Raw genomic sequence first — 19,915 nt, 5'->3', positions numbered from 1 at the left:
TCTAGGAGATTATCAGGCTATTTAGTTCATCAGCGCAGTAATTTCTTCTGAATAATGAAGCATTGCGAGCACACGTTCACCAATCCAAAACTGGCCAACCAAGCCGGCGAGCTGTACGTGTTAAAGGCCTATCCGGATCAACAGCATATGCTTGCTTTGCAGCACTAAGAATAGTTCTATCTGAGTGATGATCGCCGTAAGCTGCCACCAATTCCCATGCACCAGGGCCAAAAGTTTCATCGGCAAATTCTTGAACTGCAACCAGCTTTTGTGCTCCCTCAATAGGCTTACCATCAACTTGACGCGTATAAGTGCCATCGGGCGCAATTTTCATGCGCGTAGAAACTTGCATAGTAAAAGGATGATGCTCCATTGCACGCAGAATAATTGGTTCAAACGAAGCCGACACAACCATAACCACGTCTCCCGCAGCTTGATGCTTGCGCATAGCATCATCTGCTTGCGCACGAAAGCGCTTCGCAATATGGTTGTCATAAAAGTCAGCAAGAAACTGGTTAACCTCAGCAACCGGCTTCCCTTCAAAAGCTGAAAACACCAGGCCGCGAACCCAGCTTTCATTTTGCGGAAGGCGCAGCTTATAAGCCGCACCCCACATCAAAATACGAAACGCATCACGCTTTTTCAGCATGTCGTGTTTCAGTAAATATCGAACAAGCATTACAGGCGAGTTGCCTTCAATGCTTGTGCCGTCAAAGTCAAATACCGCAAGACGCACAGGAGTCTGTGCTTCCGTTGTCTCGCGTAAAGTATTGTGCGTTTCTTCGCCAGTAAGAGGCATGAGTATCCTATCGAATCAGGGACGCTTACTCAGGCGTAAGTTCAAGGATTATACCACAGCTCACACCAGTAATAAGTCCCTACCCTTATCGCGTAAAAGACGCTTCTTTTTCATCCTCATCAACCTCGCGCGCGCCCTCTTCAAACTGAGCGTTATAGAGTTGCGCATAAAACCCATCTGCCGCCAAGAGTTCTTCATGGGTTCCTTGCTCAACAATATCACCATGCTGCATTACTAAAATGAGGTGCGCCGATTTGATTGTTGAGAGACGATGCGCAATAACAAATGACGTACGACCCTCCATAAGGTTGTCCATTGCTTTTTGGATACGCTCTTCAGTGCGCGTATCAACTGATGAAGTTGCTTCATCCAAAATAAGCATGCGTCGGTTCGCCAGAATTGCGCGCGCAATCGTAATAAGTTGTCGCTGACCTTGACTAATATTGCTTGCATCTTCGTTAATAAGCGTGTCGTATCCCTCTGGCAGCATACAAATAAAGCGGTGCGCATACGCAGCTTTTGCTGCTTCTTCAACTTCAGCATCTGTTGCGTCAAGCTTGCCATAGCGAATGTTTTCGCGAATAGTACCACTGAACAACCATGTATCTTGAAGTACCATGCCGAACATGGAACGTAAGTCATTTCTATCGAATTCACGAATATCAACGCCACCTAGCTTGATGGCACCAGCGTCAACATCGTAAAAACGCATGAGCAGCTTCACAATGGTGGTCTTGCCTGCCCCAGTCGGTCCAACCAACGCCACCGTCTGACCTTCTTTTACATGAGCGGAGAAATCCTTGATGACAGGTTTGTCTGGCTCATAACCAAAGCGCACGTGATCAAAATCAATAACCGAATCAACACACGCAGTCTTTGCGTGCACGTTATCAGGTTTTTCCTCTGGAGCATCCAAAAAAGCAAAGATGCGCTCAGCTGCCGCCGCCATCTGCTGCAAGACGTTTGAAACTTGGGTAAGCTGAGTGATAGGCTGCGTAAAATTCTTTACGTATTGAATAAACGCCTGAATATCGCCGACCGTAATAACGCCTTGGATGGCGAAAAAACTGCCCAAAACAGCAACAACCACATAACCAAGATTGCCAACAAAGTTCATGATTGGTTGCATTAAGCCGCTGATAAATTGCGATTTCCATGCTGATGTTCGCAGCTTTTCATTGACGTCGTGAAAATGCTTTACCGTACCATCTTCTTGGTTGAACGCCTTAACAATGGCATGCCCAGAAAAAGTTTCTTCAACAATGCCATTGATGGCACCGAGCGTGTTTTGTTGAGCCACAAAATACTTTTGCGAATGCTTCACAATCACCATAACCAACATCGCTGAAAGCGGCAGAATGATGAGCGTTACCAACGTCATGACCCAATTAATAGAAAACATCATTGCCAGTACACCAATGATAGTAACTGTAGAGGTAACCAGTTGGGTCACACCCTGATTGAGGCTTTGCCCCAACGTATCAACATCATTGGTAATGCGCGAGAGCGTGTCGCCGGTGGATGTGCGTTCAAAATAGCCCATAGGAAGACGGTCAATCTTGTCAATGATATCTTTGCGAAGCTGGTAGCAACTCTTCTGCGAGATGGAAGTCATAACCCACCCTTGTATAAAGCTGCATACAGATGAAAACGCATACAATGCCAACGTTATAAGCAAGATGGTTCCGATGGCGGCAAAATTGATGTCTCCCGTGCCTTCAATTTTTGCAACTGCACCATTAAAAAGTTCTGTGGTTGCAAGCGACAACACACGAGGCCCAACAATGTTGAAAATGGTGGATGCAATGGCAAAAACCAGCATGATCACCAGTGCACCCTTAAACCGACCCATAAACTTGATCAACTTACGCATTGTTCCTTTGAAGTCTTTCGCCTTCTCCCCGGGCGCCATATGCCCGCGAGGACCATGAGGTCTTGGCAGAGGAGTTTTTGTTGGTGTTTCACTCATTTACATCTCACCTCCAAACAACTCCGCTTCACTGAGCTGAGATTGCGCAATTTCACGATACTCGTCGCACGTTTCAAGCAGCTGCCGATGCGTGCCCTGCCCCACAATGCGACCATCATCAAGCACGATAATCTTGTGAGCACTCATAATTGTTGCAACACGCTGCGCCACTACAATCTTAGTAGCGCTACCCAAATTCGTATTGAGTTCATGACGAAGCGCAGCATCCGTCTTGTAATCAAGTGCCGAGAAGCAATCGTCGAATAGATAGATACTCGCAGGCGTAGCAAGAGCGCGCGCAATGGAGAGACGTTGTCTTTGACCGCCTGAAACATTGGTGCCACCTTGAGATATCTCAGCGTCAATGCCAGCTTCTTTGGCAGACACAAACTCTTGAGCTTGCGCCCAGTCAAGCGCGGTGTTGATTTGCGAAGCATCCAGGTTTTCATCGCGATACGCTACATTTGTTGCAATAGTTCCTCCGAACAAAAATGCTTTTTGCGGGACATATCCAATATGATTGCGAAGTGTTGCCTGGGATATCTCGCGCACATCAACGCCATTAAGCGTAATGGCGCCTGACGAAACATCAAAGAAGCGTTCTATCAACTTAACAATGGTGGTTTTACCTGAACCTGTTGAGCCAATAATTGCTGTAGTTTGACCCGGTTCTGCCACAAAGGACAAATCTTCAAGCACACACTCAGAGGTATCGGCATAGCGAAAGCTCACCTTATCAAAACGTACCTCTATACCTGCCTGAGAAGACGCAAGCGTACTTGCTAAAGCAGCATCAGCATTACTTGCACTTTTGGCATCCACGATAGAAGGTTCGCATGCCAATACTTCGTTAATACGACCAGCAGCAACATCAGCACGCGGCAGCATGATTGACACCATACCAATCATCAAAAAACTCATGATGATTACCATGGAATACGTGATAAAAGCAATGAGGTCGCCCGTTTGAATGACACCATTATCCACATAAAAGCTGCCTACCCAAACAATGAGCACCGAGACACCATTCATGAGCAGCATCATAGCGGGCATCATGAAAGTCATCACGCGATTAGTGAATAATTGCGTGCGCATAAGCTGAGTGTTCGCCTGATCAAAACGCGCTTGTTCAAACGTTTGTCTATCAAAGGCGCGAATCACGGGCAAACCCGTAAGAATCTCACGTGCAATTCGGTTGACCTTATCAATAAGGGTTTGCATGATTTTAAACTTCGGCATAGCCACTTTCATAAGAAGCAGCACTACGCCCATAACCGCTACCACTGCAAGAGCCACAATCCAACCCATAGCCGGATTGGTGTAGAGGATCATGAAGATGCCACCAATTGCAACTATGGGTGCAAAAAGCACCATGCGAAGAGTTATTACCACAACCATTTGAACCAGCTGCACATCATTAGTAGAACGCGTAATGAGTGATGCGGCTGAGAATTTTTGTATTTCGGTTTCTGAGAAAGACACTACCTTTTCAAAAAGTTGCTCACGTAAAAGTGCGCCAATCTTCGCCGCGGTACGCGCAGCAATAAAGCCGATGCAAATTGCAACCACCATGCCCAGCGCAGCAAGAGCCAGCATCAAAAGCCCCACACGGATAAGGTAGGACATTTGCATGTCAGAAAGATTGTATCCGAGTGATTCGTATTCACTACGCGCAGCCACAATGGCTTGCTGGTCTAACTGTGCATCATCGGTGATATTAAGGTGGTCTTTTGCCTGAGCTTCAAGATCAAAGAGATCTTGTTTGGTAGCATCGCCTTGATTGTAGCGATCAATTGCTTCGCGAAAGCTCAAATCTGGAGCCTGGGTTGTATTGTGTATGAGCACTAAGGGAAGTGCTACAAGCTTATCCAATTCAGCGCGGTGCTCTCTTCCCTGCTTGTTGAGCTCATAGGTGCCAGCATCGGTTTTGCTATACGCCGCCTTAAAGGTTGCCTCGTCCTCTTCTGGCAGCAGCGCACAAATGTCATCATAGGTAGATGCAGACATTTCATCTGTTGCTGCGTGCTCTACCCCTGCTTGTTGAATGCCAACATCAACAATTTGCGAGGTGAAATTAGGAAGTGCTAAGTCGCACATTGCCTGTACGAGCAGCAAGCAAACGATAAGGACAACGGCGCCTTTCGCGTGTTTGAGGTACTTAAAAACGCGCACGGGCGGACTCCTTTCTTCGCATGCTTTTTAGATTATTTTCTAGCGAAGTTAATACTACCGTTCAGCCGCTCATCAAATCGCCAAAAATTAGGTATTGCACCAAACCCAAACAATCAGTACAATAGCAAAGCTGTTTGAAACGGGGTGTTAGCTCAGTTGGTTAGAGCGCCGGCCTGTCACGTCGGAGGTCGCGAGTTCAAGTCTCGTACATCCCGCCATTTGAATGCAAAGGTCAGGAGTTATGCGCTCCTGGCCTTTTTGGTTTCTAGATTGACCCCACACCCCCATCTTGCTTACCTTTACTCCAGTAGACAACGACAAGTTACAAATATTGACCTTTTCCAAAACAAACATAGCCGTCCTTCGCTACGCACTACCCCTAACGCACGAAAGAGTAACTGGGTTTAAACAATAAACGCTTTTTGTCTTTCAACTAACAATCGCAAGAATTTCTCGTTTGTCCCAACCTTGGGTCTAGCATAATTGTCTTTTCTGGGAAAATTCCTACACATTATCAGCTATCCAAACCAAAATGAGTTGAGGAGACTTCTGTGAATGCTTACATCCATTACCTTTTTGGTGAACCTTGGAATGTTGATTGCGCTGCAGCCGAAAAAGGTTTTACCGCCCTAGGAATCAAGTGTGTTCCATTTTCAAATAATGAAACCTTAGATAAAGCTCAACGTGAAGACATTGTCGTAGGTGGTCTCTTGACAACACACCATGCTTTAGCAAATAGAAACGTCACTCCACCAACCATTGATTACCCCCAATCACTCAAAGCTTATTTAGGACGCAGCATAGATATTCGCATCTGCGAGCACATAAGCCTTTCTGATCTGCCGCTTTTTATAAAACCAGTTAAAGAAAAACTCTTCCCAGCATGCATTGTCTATACAAATGACGAACTCAAAAGCTTGCCTAAAAAACAATTACTTTATTGCAGCAACGTAGAGAGCTTTAGTTCTGAATGGCGTCTATTTATTCGCTACAACAAAGCCGTAGGACTCTGTCATTACGCGGGTAATCCTCAAATATCGCCAAGCACCAAGGTTCTTAAAAGAATCATCAAAGAATATCGTGATGCTCCTGCAGGCTGTGCAGTTGATCTTGGAATCACCGAAAAAGGTGAAACATTACTAGTAGAAGTCAACGATGGCTACGCTCTTGGCGCATACGGACTCAACCCTCAAGCTTATGCATTATTGCTTTACGCGCGCTGGGCAGAACTTCTCAAGATAGATGACACATTCAAAGATGAACATTGCTTAGTGTAAAGCGAGGTTGCTATATGGGAAAAGGATTTGAGTACACATGCAAAAAGTGCCATTATTCAGAATACGTTAACCTTGGAGTAGGCATGAGCTTTCCACGGGTCTACGAATATCTTATAGATAAGGCACACGATGGCAGTCTTGGCTTTAGATGGCAAGAACTGTCTACTCGCTGCAATCTCACCGCTATTAATGCAGAAAGAAAGTTTTATCTCTGTCCCAAGTGTAGCAATTGGAAACTTGATTACGACAAGTCACTCTACCATCCTATAGATGAGGAGAAAACCGCAGCGAAGCTCTATCACCCTGATAGTATTTGGCAATGGAACGATTTTCCCTATGTCTCCCCTCGTACATTAAATAGTCAATACCATAAACTTGCTCACTATGCGCACATTTGCAAAGAGTGTGGCACAGCTATGCTTTGCATCCAAGAAAGCGAGCTACACCATCTGCATTGCAAGCTCCAATTCAAATGTCCATCTTGTGGAACATACAACAGAATCGGCAGTATTGGTTTCTGGGATTAAAATACAAACCACACTAAATACAATAAAGAGTGCAACCGCCTGCGTAACGCAACGCAACAGGTTGTTTCTTGTCTCGGGTGCTTCCGCACGAGACAATAACTACATCGCTTACACTTCGAGATAAGGAACCAATCATGGAAATGAAAGAGATCATCACCTCTATTCGCAAAGAAGCAAATCTTACGCAAGAAGAAATGGCGCATCGCCTTTATGTAACAAGACAAGCTGTCTCTCGCTGGGAAAATGGAGAAACTGCTCCTGGCGTGGATATGATCAAGCTTATTTGTGTCACGTTCGGTGTCCCGCTCGAGCGTTTCTTCGATATGCCGAAAAGCTATTTCTGCCAATGTTGCAGCATGCCTATAACAGACCCCGACCTGCATGGTACCGAGCACGACGGTCACGCAAGCGAGGACTACTGCAAGTACTGCTACCAAGATGGTGAGTTTACCGCCAAGGATGTCAACATGGATGAATTTATTGAGGCAACCGCTGATATGGAAGCGCAAGCCCTCAATATCTCTCGCGAAGAAGCTGTCTCTCTTATGGCAACACTTCTTCCCCATCTTGATCGCTGGCGAGAATCCGGCACGAACAAATAGAGTACGAGTCTCTCACAGAATGCCACTTGTTAATTCAAGTGGCATCTTTTTTTATCGCCAACCGTCATCCCGTCCGCTTGCCACCCCGTTAACTCTGACCCGCTTCACTTTGCTTGTTCAGCGAAATTCGCTCAATTTGCTTTAACCTGGCGTTATGGCGAAATTTAGCGAATCGACACACCGACTTTATTACAACGATGAACTTATTTTTGGCGGTTTTTGGCAAAGTGTGGCAGGAAATGTGCCCGATTAGGCGGTTTTTGAAGGACGACCCACCTAATCGGCAACTTTTCCAGCCATTTTGAGGCCCAATCCGCCTAATCGGGCACATTTCCTGCCAAAGCTTGGTGTTTTATTGCAAATTTTATCAAGATGGCGAGCTAGCATCATAAACCCAGCACGCGGGCCAGCGTCGCAAACTGGCGACATCAATAGATTGCAGGCCTCAAGCGAGGTTTTAAGCCCGCTGGGTTATACGCTCGAAACTCACTATATGAGCGGGAGAATCTTTCAGGCATGCGTTCATAAACACATCCGGTCGCAAGCTGCCTGTCGGTTTAGACTCAAGGGCAAATTCTATGATGCTACCCTTATGCTCAATAGTGCCTACCAAAAAGTCTTCAACGCGAAGCTCTTTTTCTTTCTTTTTGCGCACGACGCGAATCACTTCAGGCACATCAAGTGCGCCAATGGGCTCTGATAAGCACACCCGATACGTGCTAATAGGATAAGCCGCAGAAGCAGCCGCAGCTTTTGGTTCAATGTATTCGCAGCTTGTTACCATAAGGTCTTCCACGCTTGCTGCCTGCAAAGCAGAAAGCGCCTCATCAGGTGCAACATAGTTTGTTAGCTGCAAATCAAATAGCTCCGCAGCTCCTCCAACACCCACAGGAAGCGCAGCACCAAAGGCAATTTTCATATGCGGCGAATAACCTTGGCTTACCGCAAACGGCAATCCTGCGCGACGCACTGCTCGCTCAAGCGCACGCGCAATCTCAAGATGAGACAGCAGCGCCAAGCGCCCTTGCTTCTTAAAGGTCACCCGCAGGCGAAAGATCTGCTGTTCGGTCACCTTACTCCCCTCCTTGCGCAGCGTGACTGTTTGAGCCCGATGCAATACGCGGCTCAGCCAACATGTTGTCAATTCCAAGCTGTGGGCACACTCCACATGCCGAGCATGATTCGTAAGTACAATCCGCCGTGGTCTGTTCGCATTCTGCCAACCTACGTTCACGAGCAAGCCACTTTTGCGAAGCACCAGTAGAAATATGACTCCAAGGCATGACATAGTTTGTGTCATAGGAAGTTTGCGCAATAGACTCCGGGCTCAAACCTAACGCATCTGCTGCGTCACGCCAAGCCTGCTCATTAAAGCATTCTGTCCACGCATCAAAACGCGCCCCACACTTCCACGCCTGCTCAACCCAGGCGGCTGTTTCGCGACCACCACGGCTCATAACTGCTTCCACAAATGATGTCTTTGGGTCATGCCAATGAACGTCAACTGCTTTATATTTCACCGAATTACGAAGCAGATTGACGCGACGTATGGCCTCCTCGGGCGCAATTTGCCCGTCCCACTGAAATGGCGTTTGCGCCTTCGGAACAAACAACGCACAGCTCACACTCATGCGAATTGCACCGCGTTGTTCAGGAGGAACAGCAGCTTTCGCGCGGTCGTATGCACGCTGAGCAAGCGAAGCTATACCCTTGATATCCTCATCGGTTTCAGTAGGCAGACCAATCATGAAATACAACTTACAACGGCGCCATCCTGCTGCAAACGCCGCATCAATTGCTCCAAACAGATCATCTTCAGTCACGTTTTTATTAATGACATTACGAAGGCGCTGCGTGCCCGCCTCAGGCGCAAACGTCAAGCCACCCTTTTTCTGCCCAGCCACCAACTCGGCCATATCGACACCAAACGAGTCAAGGCGCTGTGACGGAACAGAAATACGCACACCTTTACCATCGCATGCTTTATTAACGCGTGTAAGAATTTCTGCTATCTGAGAGTGATCCGTTGTTGAGAGCGAGGTCAGACTTACTTCATCATAGCCCGTAGCTGCAAGACCCTCAATAACCGCCGATACGATATTGTCAGCACTGCGCTCACGAACAGGACGATACATCATGCCCGCCTGACAAAAGCGGCATCCACGCGCACATCCACGAAGCACTTCCACATTCAAGCGATCGTGTACCACCTCAGTAAATGGCACGATACATGGCTCCCAAGCTGGACTTTCTGAAAAGCCTTCAAAGATGCGCTTCTCAATACGCAAAGGCGCATCCTCAACAAGCGGCTCAAGCCATGAGCCTTCTTGCTGTGCATCCGACTCAGATCTCCATGCGTAAAATGACGGCACATACCAGCCTTCCAACTGCGACAATGCATGGAGTACCTCTGCGCGCGTTGCTCCCTGAGCTTGCATATCGCGCACCACCATCAAACCTTCAGGAAGTGCCTCTTCGCCCTCTCCGATACTAAATGCGTCAAAAAAGGGCGAATATGGTTCCGGGTTAAACGCACAAGGTCCACCACCCAAAACTAATGGATCTTCCTCACCGCGTTCAGACGCGTGAAGCGGAATGCCCGCAAGATCAAGTGTTTCAAGGACATTAGTGGCAGCTAATTCATGCGGAAGGGTAATACCAATTGCGTCAAAATCACGCACCGGCTCACAGCTTTCCAGGGAAAACAATGGCACTTTCTTCTTGCGCATCACATCGCAAAAATCAGGAGCTGGCAAAAAGGCGCGTTCGGCCGCCATACCATCCACCGCGTTTACTACGTTTACCAATATACGAAGTGCCTGATTAGCCTGACCCAATTCATAGGTATCAGGATAGATCATGCAAAAACGAAAATCTGCATCCGGCTTACGGACACACCCAAATTCGTGATTGATATAGCGCGCAGGACGCTCTGCGCTCAGCAAGAGCGGCTCAAGTTGAGGCCAAAGATTCATAAGTGGCATAACCTCCGAGATTATTTATGTTTACGAGCTTTTGCTGCGCTGCCAAACCTATTTGAAGCCACATCAGCCACGCCACCGGCAACGTTCGATACGCCACCAGCAACACTTGATACTCCCCCAGCAACACCCGCAATGCCGTCAGCAACCTTGGTTGCCTTTGCCATGACCTGGTCATACACATTCACAACTGCAGGTGAAACTTTCTCGGCTACACTGCGAGCGCGCATCTGCGTTTTACCAGCTGCCTTTTTTGCAGCGGCATTGATGGCTTTGTCTCGCGCTGCACTGACAACATCTTCCAGCTTGCCAAAACGGCATCCGTCTTCAAAATACGCAATAGCCGCACGTCCCATGGCATAGGTTCCGCTATAGCCAATACCGGCTTTTACTGCCCAACCAAGCGCTGGCACTACACCAACAAGCTGTCGTGCAACCGCACGGCATGCAAAGCCACCAGCTACGACACATGCAAGCTCTTTAATGCGTTCTGTGCTCAAGCTTTCGCCATAGGCAGCAGCAATCATCAAAAGCATTTTTGCTTGATTGAGCGTCATAATTGGCAAATCCGCACCAGGGATAATAGCCACAAGACCAACACCTGCATTCTGAAGTGAGGTAGAGCGCACTGCATTCATAGAGAGCGGTCTGCGAACAAAAGGAAATGCTAGCGCAAAAGAGAGCTTCTTGTCATCGCACGCGGCAACAACCCACTGTCCCATACGATCGCACAATGCATTTGCCTGAGCCTCATCCAAAAAGATTGGCTCTTCAGGTTGTTTATTATCTGCGCTTACGTGCACAGGGGCTAAATCTTGAACATCAGCATTCTCGTGCGCTGCTTCATCTTCCTGGATAGTCACCTGCACCAATGGCTGAGCTTCTTGAGGAGAAAGCAAATCCGCCTCAGCGATTGGATACCCTGATGCTTCTGCCAACTGCGAAACAATCGTGGGCATAGTAGTAACTACCATTGTAGGAACACCAGCCTTTCGCAGCTGGCGTGCATAACTTCCAATTTGCTCATTAAATCCCGCAACCAGACAAGCCATGTCATCGTGTGCGAAAGGAGCAAATGCGTGGTCTTGCAAATAGAGAAGAGAAACATGCGCCTGAGGAGAGGCACTTGCAAACGCCTGACGAACTAAAGCTTGGAGATCTTGGGGTGCAGTGTCGTCAATATAAACCGTTAGAGAAATAGGTACTTGGCGTGCAGCCTGGATATTTGTTGCCTCATTGAGTACTTCTTTAATATCTATCGGCATTTTTTTCATAGCGCTTCTCTTTCTTAGTGCCCAAGCTTGGTTTTATGGCTCCACACCGAACCAATCATTCCAAGCATAATAAAGTTTACAACCATAAACGATGAGCCATAGCTAACAAATGGTAACGGAATACCAGTGATGGGCATCAATCCGCAATCCATACCGATATTCTCAAGTATTTGAAATAGCCACATGCCAATAATAGACATAACAATTACCGTGCCAAATAAATCTGACGCATTGTAGGCAATTTGAAAGCAAATCAAAAGGAGTGCAATATACAGTGCCAACAGTCCTAATACACCCACAAATCCAAGCTCTTCTGCCAGAACGCAGAAAATAAAGTCTGTAGGTGCCTCGGGCAAAAGACCGAGCGAATGTTGAGTACCATTAAAGAGCCCTTTGCCAAACAACCCGCCTGAACCAATGGCAATTTGGGCTTGCTTGAGGTTATAGCCTTCGTCGGTGAGGTTGTTGGAATCTTGATTCATAAATACGAGCAAGCGATTTCGCTGATATTGCTTAAGAAGCTTATATTCGCCCGTAGAAGATTTGATGACCTCATCTAATGCAAATACCGCGACAACAAGCAAAATGCCTACAGCAAGTGTAATAAGCAGGTATTTCGGGCGTGCGCCACCTGCCACAAGCGATACAGCTGCAATAAAGAGATAAACCAAACCTGTACCAAGGTCAGGCTGAGTCATAATGCACAAAAATGGAACGAGCATCAAACCGAGTGCCTTGAGGTATTCGCGCAGATCATCCAGCTTTCCACCATAGCGAGCCATAATACTTGCGTCCATCAAGACAACGGTCACTTTGGCGAATTCGCCTGGCTGAATTTGCATACCAAGCTTAATCCACGACTTTGCTCCCATTCCAGCGTCAGTACCAAGACCAGGAATATGTGGCGAAAGAATTAGAACCACATTGATGATCAAAAAGACCATCGTAAAGCCGGCAAGCGCGCGATAATCAACACGCCAAACAACTAACATCAATACCGCACCAGCAGCAACACCCATCAATTGGCGAGAAAAGCTATAGTCTGCATCAACGCTTACCGCAGAGTAAACCACCACTAAGCCATACCCAACCAACAAGGCAACTACCAGCATGAATGGCAAATTAAACCAAGGTGTCTTGCGCTTTTTTGAAGCGGAGGGCATCTCGTGTTGTGCTGTTTTAAGCGAATCAATTTGCGGAAGCGAGGCCACACATTCTCCTTTCTGTACCGAGCGTTGAAGCCAACTTATGTTTTTACAACTCTTAAAGCGCTAGTTCTGTTCGTCTTATTACAACATAACAGAATGCCTAGTCAGTACGTCCTGAATCAGTACCCACATAAGGAATCCAACGTCCGGTATACCCCGCTATTGGTTCAACCGTGGTAAGTGATCCATCTTCGGCAGCTATAGTTGCTGCTAGAAGTTCAGCACCTAAAGGAGCACCAGTTGATGATCCGCCACCACCCTCTTCGATAAGGCATGACACGACATACAGCGGATCTTCGTAGGGGTAGTAACACACAAACCAGGCAAAGTCATCCTTACCGGCAACCTCACCAGTACCGGTCTTGCAAGCTACAAGCGAAGGGTCAATTCCTCGTTCTGTAAACTCTTTAGCAATCTCAGGATTATCGGTAGCAACTCCATGTAAAGCATCACGAACAATGTTCAAATGAGCCTCATTCACTTCAGGCGTTGCAACAATTTCAGGTTCAAAAGACAACGCTACATCACCAGCATCGTTGCGCACTTCTTTCAGCAGATGCGGCTTCATAATATTGCCTGTTGCAATAGCACCATAAGCACATGCCACCTGCAACGGTGTCGTTAGCACATAACCTTGTCCGATCACCATGTTAGTGGAGTCACCACCACGCCATGCAGCATCTTCAGGATAATCGCGGAAATACTCTGCTTTCCATTCGGGCGTTGGGACAAGACCGCTTTCTTCGCCCGCAAGCTCAATGCCAGTCAACTCGCCAAAACGATAGCGCTTTATATAGTCTTGCATGGCGGTTTCGCCCACGCTTCCACGATTCTCAAAGAAATGATACGCAATGTCATAAAACACCACGTCACATGAGTTTACGATACCTCCACGAAAATCAAGTGTGCCATGGCCGGCATGCTTCCAGCACTTTTGGATATCGCCCGAGTCCCAACCGTCCCATTCGCCTGAACAATTCCAGGTGCGAGAAGTGTCCGCAAACCCATATTCAAGCGCCGCAAGACCGGTAAACGCTTTATAGGTGGACGCTGCGGGATACAAACCCTGAATTGCGCGGTTAACCATCGGATGATGTTCATCATCACGATAAATACTCCAGATATTTTCGTTAATGCCTCCCACAAATGTGGTTGGCGAATACGTTGGATAGCTGGCCATAGCCAAGATTGCACCATCTCTGGCATTCATAACAACCGCAGCACCTGCAGTTCCCGTGCCTGTTCCAAGCGTTGCATTTTCAGGCGCTATTAATTTGGCAAGCGCAGTGTCACAAACATATTGAACAGGTGCCTTGATAGTAAGATAAATGTCTGAGCCTTTGGTTGCTTGCGTTTCGCTGATAAGCTGGACAATGTTGCCTTTTGCATCAGCCATAACTTTACGCTGACCATGATCTCCAGCAAGTAGATCATCATAAGCAAGCTCAACGCCTGCCTGCCCAACAACGTCTCCCAGTTCAAGAGCGCGACCTTCGCGCGCGGTTTCAATAGCCTCAGCGGTAACGGTGCTTGCATATCCCAAAACATGCGCCGCCAGCGCTCCGTAAGGATAAACGCGAATCGTACGCTCCTCGTGCGTAACACCCGGAAACGCATCGGCGTGTTCAGCAATAAAGGCTACGTCACGCATGCGCGCATCACTTACCACCACGCGTTGAGATTGGGCACCTGACGAAGCATCTTGTATGCGTTGACGAACAACATTATGCGGAACACCAAGCAACGCAGAAAGACGTTGAACAACCGTACGATTCTCAGCAACATCAGGATCAGCCAACACCGTCAATGCCACGCGATTTTCCACAAGCGGCACACCATCTGCGTCAAAAATGAGTCCACGAGGAGCAGGCTTAAATACCGTCGTGTATCGGTTTTCTTCAGACTCGGCTTCATACGCAGAGGCCTCCAAAATTTGCATGCTCCATAATTTCGCCGAGAGCGTACCAAATACAGCGGCAACCAATACCCCCAGAGCGGCAAAGCGTGACTTTAAGTTGCCTGCCGGAGTTGATTGCGAAAGAGGTGTATTCTCTGTTACGGTCGGTTTTGCGCTTAATTGCGCATGTTCAGGAATTGAAGATTTAAGCCCAACAGTATCAATGGCGTTAATAGGCTTTTTGGATCCAACTTGCTCAGAATTACGCCGAGAACGAACCGCAAAGAAAACAACAATAAGTATGAGAGCAGCGACGAAAGCAATTGCTGCAGCTATAAGAGCACCAATCAATGCAGACGCCTCCTATCACAACTGAGAAATATGCATCTCGCGATCTTGTTTGGGGCCAGCCAGCACATGCATCATGATTACCATAATGATTAATCCCACTATGCAATCATAAAGCGCACACGGAAGTGCTCGATACAAAAAGACATCAGCCAAGCTTACCGGTAGTTGCATGAGCATCAGGATTAATCCATAGCACATTTCAACACCGAAAAGCATTCCCGCCAAGATAGCAAGCGACATAAAGAGCGTATCATTTTCAACAACAATAAAGACCCGTGAAGCAATAAAAGATGCCAAGGTGAAAAGCAACGCCATAGCTCCAACAGGACCGGTACCCATAAGGTCATACAACAAACCCAACACAAAGGGCAAAACAGGTCCCGCCTCATGCGGGCAGACAATAGAAACAGTCAGGGCATATGCCAACATAAAGTTTGGTTGCACAGAAAACAAAGTGATAGCGGGCGCCACGACAATCTGAAGAACTACCGACAAAAGCGCACCAACGATAACGATGATTGTTTTGCGTTCATTGGTCATACAGCCTCGCCCGTCCCCTCGGTATTCTCGACACTATTTGTACCGTCACCCGATGAGTTTTCGGCATTTTGTGAATCATTCGGCAAGGCTTTATCGGCACCGTCTCCGTCTTGATCTCCCTTATCTTGCAACATTGGAGAATCTGCTGAGAAAACAACGAGCACCTCTTCAAGCGCTTGCGCCTCACTATTAGCGCTTACAACTGCTCGACGAGTAGCATGTCCAGAACGCTCATCTATAGTTACGATGGTTCCGATTAACAACCCCTTAGCATAGCTTCCACCCAAACCAGAAGTCAGTACTATGTCGCCGGGGTTAATCTCAGCGTCAATAGGCAGCCCCTCTAGATAGAGCAACCCTTCCAGTGATCCACGGACGATACCTTCTACACGACTAGATTGGATCATTGCGGCAGCGCCTGATTGGGGATCAGTAAGCAAGCGAACCACTGAAGTGTGAGAGGTTGTAGAAATCACTTGCCCAACAACACCAGAAGTGCCCATTACCGTTAGTCCTGTATCAACGCCATCAGCTTCACCCTTATCAAGGGTAATAGTCTGAGACCAGGCTTGCGAACTGCGACCAATTACTCGTGCTCCCACACCTTCAAGGTGGTAGGTATCCTTGAGATCAAGCAATTGACGAAGACGCTCATTTTCTTGCGCGTATTCTTCTGCTTTAGCATATTGCTCTACGAGCTCAGCGTTGTAATCACGAAGTCCACTCAATGTCTCATCAGATGCTGTTATGTTTTCTATGCCATCAGCAGCGTTTTCGGTAGCATTGCTCACAACAGCACCTGCATAATCCAAAGGAGCAGTGATACCAGAGAATGCAGCTTGTGCTTTGTGAAGCACGCCGCTTTCACCTTCACGGGCATACAAAAGCATCATCACCAAAGAGGCAACGAGAAAAACAATGAGTAAGACTCGGCGCACAAACACCGAGCCTGATTGTTGAAAATTCAGTGCCATGTATTAATCCGGCTTATCCTCTATTTGGAGCGCATGAGCGTCTGTTTGAGCGCGGTGGGTGTTTCAAGAACTTTCAAGCACCCCATTACAACGTTTGTCAGGGCAGTCTCGCTTGTCCACACCGGAATCTCAAGCTTGTCAGTCAAATAGCGATCCAATCCCGACAAAAGGCCACCGCCACCAGTAAGCAAAATACCATTCTGAATGATGTCAGAAGCAAGGTCAGGATTTGTTTTCTTAAACGTTTCTTTGATATGAAGTACCATTTCTTCGCACGGTGCAACTAATGCAGCACGCACATCCTCAGACTGGATGGTGACTTCTTTGGGCTGCTCGGTTATAACATCTTGGCCCGAGATGATCATATCTCGTTCACGACCATCTTCAAAAGGCAAGATTGAGCCAATCTTGATTTTAATAATCTCGGCTGTACGCTCACCAATTTTAATGCCCAAAAGATCACGGAGGTGCATAGCAATTGCTTCATCCATGCGATTACCCGCCAAGCGAAGTGACGACGAAGTCACGATACCGCCCAACGAAATAACAGCAACTTCAGTAGTGCCGCCTCCGATATCTACCACCATAGAACCAGTAGGTTCGGTTACAGGCAGATCAGCACCCATTGCAGCAGCCATAGGCTCTTCAATAAGGTATGCTTGGCGCGCACCCGCCTGCACTGCTGCTTCAAAAACAGCACGCTTCTCAACCGACGTTGCACCGCATGGAATACAGATAACTATGCGTGGTTTAGCTTGCCAAGGATACTTTCTTGGTGCTGCACGATTAATAAATGCCGAGATCATAGCTTCAGTTACATCATAATCGGCAACAACGCCATCATGAAGCGGATGCTCAGCAGAAAACGCTTCTGGGGTATGGTTGATCATGTTTTTTGCTTCATGACCAACCGCCAAAACGCGATGGGTATTCTTTTCAATAGCAACTACCGAAGGTTCATTGACAACAATGCCTTCACCAGGAATAGCAACCAAAGTATTTGCGGTGCCGAGGTCAATGGCCATGTCTGCCGATCTCTGGCCAGTCAGCCCCGAAAATATATCTAAAAAGGACATACAGGCTAACCCCTTGTGTCACTCAATTTTCACCTTAGCTGTTAAATTCTAACATAGCAGCAGGATAAAGCCGTATTCGTTATGGAAATCCATCTGGTCACCATCACTAGAACCGTCAAAGTTAAGAAAAGCTTCTCAAACCGCGATAGCTCCTAGTGAACGCTGCAAGATAAACAGGGGTCATACGCACGCACCAGTTTCTCAATTTCAAGACGAATGGTGTCTGCATCCTGTCCATCTGCAACCAACTGTTCAGCCAAAACGCGCATATCAGCTTCAAGATTTGCCACATTGAGTGAAGTTGGCGTGATAATTGATGCCTGAAGTACTCGCCCGTCTTCGTCAAAGGTCAAATCATGGAAAAGTGCGCCACGCGGTGCCTCGGTATAGCCGACACCACGTCCAGCACGTGCAACCACTTGTACTGGAGCTGAGCTACCTTCAAATCCATCAGCCTCAGCAAGCTTGCGACACAGCGCCGAACAGCGAATAAGTACATCAACAATCTCAATTGCTTGCGCAATATTATTGGTGAAAGTGTTGTACTCAGGTGGACGAAGTCCAGCTTTTGCCGCCGCAACACGCGCCTCTTTAGAGAGGTTATCCCACGATGCATTAATGCGCGCCAGAGCGCCGGTAAAGAAGGAAGATCCCGTTGCGCGGACACGCGCCAAAAGTGCAGCTGAGTGCGGAACTTCGTATTCCTCAACAGCTTGCTCAACATCTTGAGCCGCAAACACTTGTCCCGAACGGACAAAGCTTGCTTCAGAAGAGGTGCACACAGGATAGGCGTCCGCTTGCACCATGGCAAGCATATCTCCTGCAGTTTCCAGAACCGGAAACTGGAACGTTCTAAAGAGGTCAACTGTTTGCAGCGCAAAAGGCAAAGCTGCTTCCAGTTTATTTGCAAGCATCAGATATTCATCTGCACTAATCTCAGAGGTAAAACCACCTACAACCGCGGTAATAGGATGAACGCTTCTCCCCCCGATGCGCGTGCACAGCTCATTGCCAAGCGCTTTAATACCAAGAGCTTTTTCAAACAAGTCAGGATCAGTCTCAGACAGCGGGAATATGCTTGAAGTGCCCAAAAAGTCAGGTGCAGCAAAAACAAACAAGTGTGTTGCGTGATTTTGCAGGTAGGAGCCATACACCAACAACTCGCGCAGCGCTTGCGTTCTATCGGTTACTTTAATACCGAAAGCTTGCTCAATGGCCAACAGATCAGTCACCACATGCGACGACGAACAGATACCACAGATGCGCGAGGCAATATAGGGAACATCGTCAAAACTGCGACCTTTCACCATGCTCTCAAAAAGGCGCGCAGGTTCAACAACATTCATCTCCACTGTTTTGACTTCGCCATCTTCAATCACCACATGCACGTTGCCGTGACCCTCAACACGCGCAATGTGATCTACAGAAATAGCCGTCTTTGCCATAAGGTTTCTCCCCTATTCAGCTTCGTGTGTTGCTTGGTTTGTCTGATTGAACAATTCAAGCTTTTCATCAAAATCAGAGACTGATACGCCATAGCGTTCGCAAGATTTACGCGCCGAAGCAAGGTTTGCATGTGGCGAAATACCTGCGCACCCCTGGCACGGACGACCCAAATTCACACAGCGAGCACCGCATCCTGCACTTGTCACCAAACCCATGCAGAGCTGACCTTCGCCAAAGAAGCACGAAGTTTCATTACGCTTGCAGTCACTACAAAGCATACGTGTCGTGGCGAGTTTGTTTGAACCATAGAGCGCGCGTTGCAGCATGATCGTAAAATCATACGGATCAACCGGACAACAGCGCACTTCAAAATCAACATCCACGATAGCAGAAAGCGGTCGCGGCGATATCATAGCGCCGCATGCTTGCGGTACGTGTTCATATACCGCACTAGGGTGCTCATAAAAGCTCTTTGCCGCAATACCGGGAATACCAGCCGTGGTAGCACACGCACCAATAGCAATGAGCGCTTTAGCACGATCGCGCAACTCACGAAGTTGTTTTTCGGCCTCTTCGGTGGTTACTGCACCCTCAACAACTGCCACATCAAATGATTCCGGCATTGGTTCACTTGAGGTAAGCTGCCAATAACTTAAGTCAATTTGACCAAGCACATCCATAAGATGCTGCTCCATATTGGTAATCTGGAGCTGGCATCCAAAGCAGCTGGCAAAGCTTGCCACAACCACGCGCACCGGACGATTTCGATCACGAACACCTTTACCGTTCAAGCGACGGCCTTGTGGATAGGTCTCTGACATA

General features: G+C 47.6%; 16 protein-coding genes and 1 tRNA gene. 4 read left to right on the top strand and 13 right to left on the bottom strand.

Annotated elements, in window-relative coordinates:
* Positions 1–76 precede the first annotated feature (76 nt).
* From NFR28_RS05410 to NFR28_RS05400, 3 genes are all read right to left on the bottom strand, one after another.
* Complete coding sequence (locus NFR28_RS05410; RefSeq protein ID WP_251178801.1) at positions 77–799, bottom strand: HAD family hydrolase; 723 nt, start codon at positions 797–799, stop codon at positions 77–79.
* Between the two features lie 85 nt (positions 800–884).
* Entirely contained in the window at positions 885–2,768 is a 1,884-nt protein-coding gene (locus tag NFR28_RS05405) for an ABC transporter ATP-binding protein (RefSeq protein ID WP_420840399.1), read from the bottom strand.
* Positions 2,769–4,940: an ABC transporter ATP-binding protein gene (locus tag NFR28_RS05400; RefSeq protein WP_251178800.1), complete on the bottom strand. Its 2,172-nt coding sequence runs from the start codon at positions 4,938–4,940 to the stop codon at positions 2,769–2,771.
* 141 nt (positions 4,941–5,081) lie between these two features.
* Between NFR28_RS05400 and NFR28_RS05395 the strand changes: the two genes are divergently transcribed.
* The 4 genes from NFR28_RS05395 (at position 5,082) to NFR28_RS05380 (ending at position 7,346) form a co-directional block, all read left to right on the top strand.
* Positions 5,082–5,158 (top strand) — tRNA-Asp (locus tag NFR28_RS05395).
* Positions 5,159–5,491: 333 nt separating this feature from the next.
* Entirely contained in the window at positions 5,492–6,217 is a 726-nt protein-coding gene (locus NFR28_RS05390; RefSeq protein ID WP_251178799.1) for an ATP-grasp domain-containing protein, read from the top strand.
* A 14-nt stretch (positions 6,218–6,231) separates the two neighbouring features.
* On the top strand, positions 6,232–6,744 hold the full coding sequence (locus NFR28_RS05385) for a hypothetical protein (protein ID WP_251178798.1): 513 nt from the start codon (positions 6,232–6,234) through the stop codon (positions 6,742–6,744).
* 134 nt (positions 6,745–6,878) lie between these two features.
* Complete coding sequence (locus NFR28_RS05380) at positions 6,879–7,346, top strand: zinc ribbon domain-containing protein (protein ID WP_251178797.1); 468 nt, start codon at positions 6,879–6,881, stop codon at positions 7,344–7,346.
* 457 nt (positions 7,347–7,803) lie between these two features.
* Here the strand turns inward: NFR28_RS05380 and NFR28_RS05375 are convergent, their stop codons facing one another.
* The 10 genes from NFR28_RS05375 to NFR28_RS05330 form a co-directional block, all read right to left on the bottom strand.
* Entirely contained in the window at positions 7,804–8,418 is a 615-nt protein-coding gene (locus NFR28_RS05375) for a TIGR03936 family radical SAM-associated protein (RefSeq protein ID WP_251178796.1), read from the bottom strand.
* A gap of 1 nt (position 8,419) precedes the next feature.
* The gene (locus NFR28_RS05370) at positions 8,420–10,330 is read right to left on the bottom strand and encodes a TIGR03960 family B12-binding radical SAM protein (RefSeq protein ID WP_251178795.1); all 1,911 of its coding nucleotides are present in this window, start codon (positions 10,328–10,330) and stop codon (positions 8,420–8,422) included.
* A gap of 11 nt (positions 10,331–10,341) precedes the next feature.
* On the bottom strand, positions 10,342–11,601 hold the full coding sequence (locus tag NFR28_RS05365) for a YcjF family protein (RefSeq protein WP_251178794.1): 1,260 nt from the start codon (positions 11,599–11,601) through the stop codon (positions 10,342–10,344).
* A gap of 14 nt (positions 11,602–11,615) precedes the next feature.
* Positions 11,616–12,764: a rod shape-determining protein RodA gene (gene rodA, locus NFR28_RS05360; protein WP_420840403.1), complete on the bottom strand. Its 1,149-nt coding sequence runs from the start codon at positions 12,762–12,764 to the stop codon at positions 11,616–11,618.
* A gap of 145 nt (positions 12,765–12,909) precedes the next feature.
* On the bottom strand, positions 12,910–15,057 hold the full coding sequence (gene mrdA, locus NFR28_RS05355) for a penicillin-binding protein 2 (RefSeq protein WP_251178792.1): 2,148 nt from the start codon (positions 15,055–15,057) through the stop codon (positions 12,910–12,912).
* A gap of 15 nt (positions 15,058–15,072) precedes the next feature.
* A complete protein-coding gene (gene mreD, locus NFR28_RS05350; RefSeq protein ID WP_251178791.1) occupies positions 15,073–15,597 on the bottom strand; it encodes a rod shape-determining protein MreD in 525 nt (174 codons plus the stop codon).
* Positions 15,594–16,571, bottom strand: a complete 978-nt coding sequence (gene mreC / locus NFR28_RS05345; protein ID WP_251178790.1) for a rod shape-determining protein MreC — start codon at positions 16,569–16,571, stop codon at positions 15,594–15,596. The genes mreD and mreC overlap by 4 nt, the downstream gene beginning before the upstream one ends.
* 20 nt (positions 16,572–16,591) lie before the next feature.
* On the bottom strand, positions 16,592–17,647 hold the full coding sequence (gene mreB / locus NFR28_RS05340; RefSeq protein ID WP_120361284.1) for a rod shape-determining protein: 1,056 nt from the start codon (positions 17,645–17,647) through the stop codon (positions 16,592–16,594).
* A gap of 152 nt (positions 17,648–17,799) precedes the next feature.
* Positions 17,800–19,092 (bottom strand): Ni/Fe hydrogenase subunit alpha, encoded by a 1,293-nt coding sequence (locus NFR28_RS05335; RefSeq protein ID WP_251178789.1) that lies wholly within the window; start codon positions 19,090–19,092, stop codon positions 17,800–17,802.
* A 12-nt stretch (positions 19,093–19,104) separates the two neighbouring features.
* Positions 19,105–19,914 carry an NADH-quinone oxidoreductase subunit B family protein gene (locus NFR28_RS05330; protein WP_251178788.1) on the bottom strand — a complete coding sequence of 270 codons (810 nt, stop codon included), beginning with the start codon at positions 19,912–19,914 and terminating at the stop codon, positions 19,105–19,107.
* Position 19,915: the final 1 nt, after the last annotated feature.

The organism is Adlercreutzia agrestimuris, assembly GCF_943193125.1.
Taxonomy (GTDB): domain Bacteria; phylum Actinomycetota; class Coriobacteriia; order Coriobacteriales; family Eggerthellaceae; genus Xiamenia; species Xiamenia agrestimuris.
This window is presented reverse-complemented; position numbering and strand designations above follow the sequence as displayed.

Excerpts from the sequence above, each read along its gene's own strand:
- mreD (WP_251178791.1), bottom strand. The coding sequence starts at position 15,597 with ATGACCAATGAACGCAAAACAATCATCGTTATCGTTGGTGCGCTTTTG.
- NFR28_RS05365 (WP_251178794.1), bottom strand. The coding sequence starts at position 11,601 with ATGAAAAAAATGCCGATAGATATTAAAGAAGTACTCAATGAGGCAACA.
- mreC (WP_251178790.1), bottom strand. The coding sequence starts at position 16,571 with ATGGCACTGAATTTTCAACAATCAGGCTCGGTGTTTGTGCGCCGAGTC.
- NFR28_RS05405 (WP_420840399.1), bottom strand. The coding sequence starts at position 2,768 with ATGAGTGAAACACCAACAAAAACTCCTCTGCCAAGACCTCATGGTCCT.
- NFR28_RS05330 (WP_251178788.1), bottom strand. The coding sequence starts at position 19,914 with ATGTCAGAGACCTATCCACAAGGCCGTCGCTTGAACGGTAAAGGTGTT.
- NFR28_RS05380 (WP_251178797.1), top strand. The coding sequence starts at position 6,879 with ATGGAAATGAAAGAGATCATCACCTCTATTCGCAAAGAAGCAAATCTT.
- rodA (WP_420840403.1), bottom strand. The coding sequence starts at position 12,764 with ATGCCCTCCGCTTCAAAAAAGCGCAAGACACCTTGGTTTAATTTGCCA.
- NFR28_RS05410 (WP_251178801.1), bottom strand. The coding sequence starts at position 799 with ATGCCTCTTACTGGCGAAGAAACGCACAATACTTTACGCGAGACAACG.
- NFR28_RS05335 (WP_251178789.1), bottom strand. The coding sequence starts at position 19,092 with ATGGCAAAGACGGCTATTTCTGTAGATCACATTGCGCGTGTTGAGGGT.
- NFR28_RS05385 (WP_251178798.1), top strand. The coding sequence starts at position 6,232 with ATGGGAAAAGGATTTGAGTACACATGCAAAAAGTGCCATTATTCAGAA.
- mreB (WP_120361284.1), bottom strand. The coding sequence starts at position 17,647 with ATGTCCTTTTTAGATATATTTTCGGGGCTGACTGGCCAGAGATCGGCA.
- NFR28_RS05370 (WP_251178795.1), bottom strand. The coding sequence starts at position 10,330 with ATGCCACTTATGAATCTTTGGCCTCAACTTGAGCCGCTCTTGCTGAGC.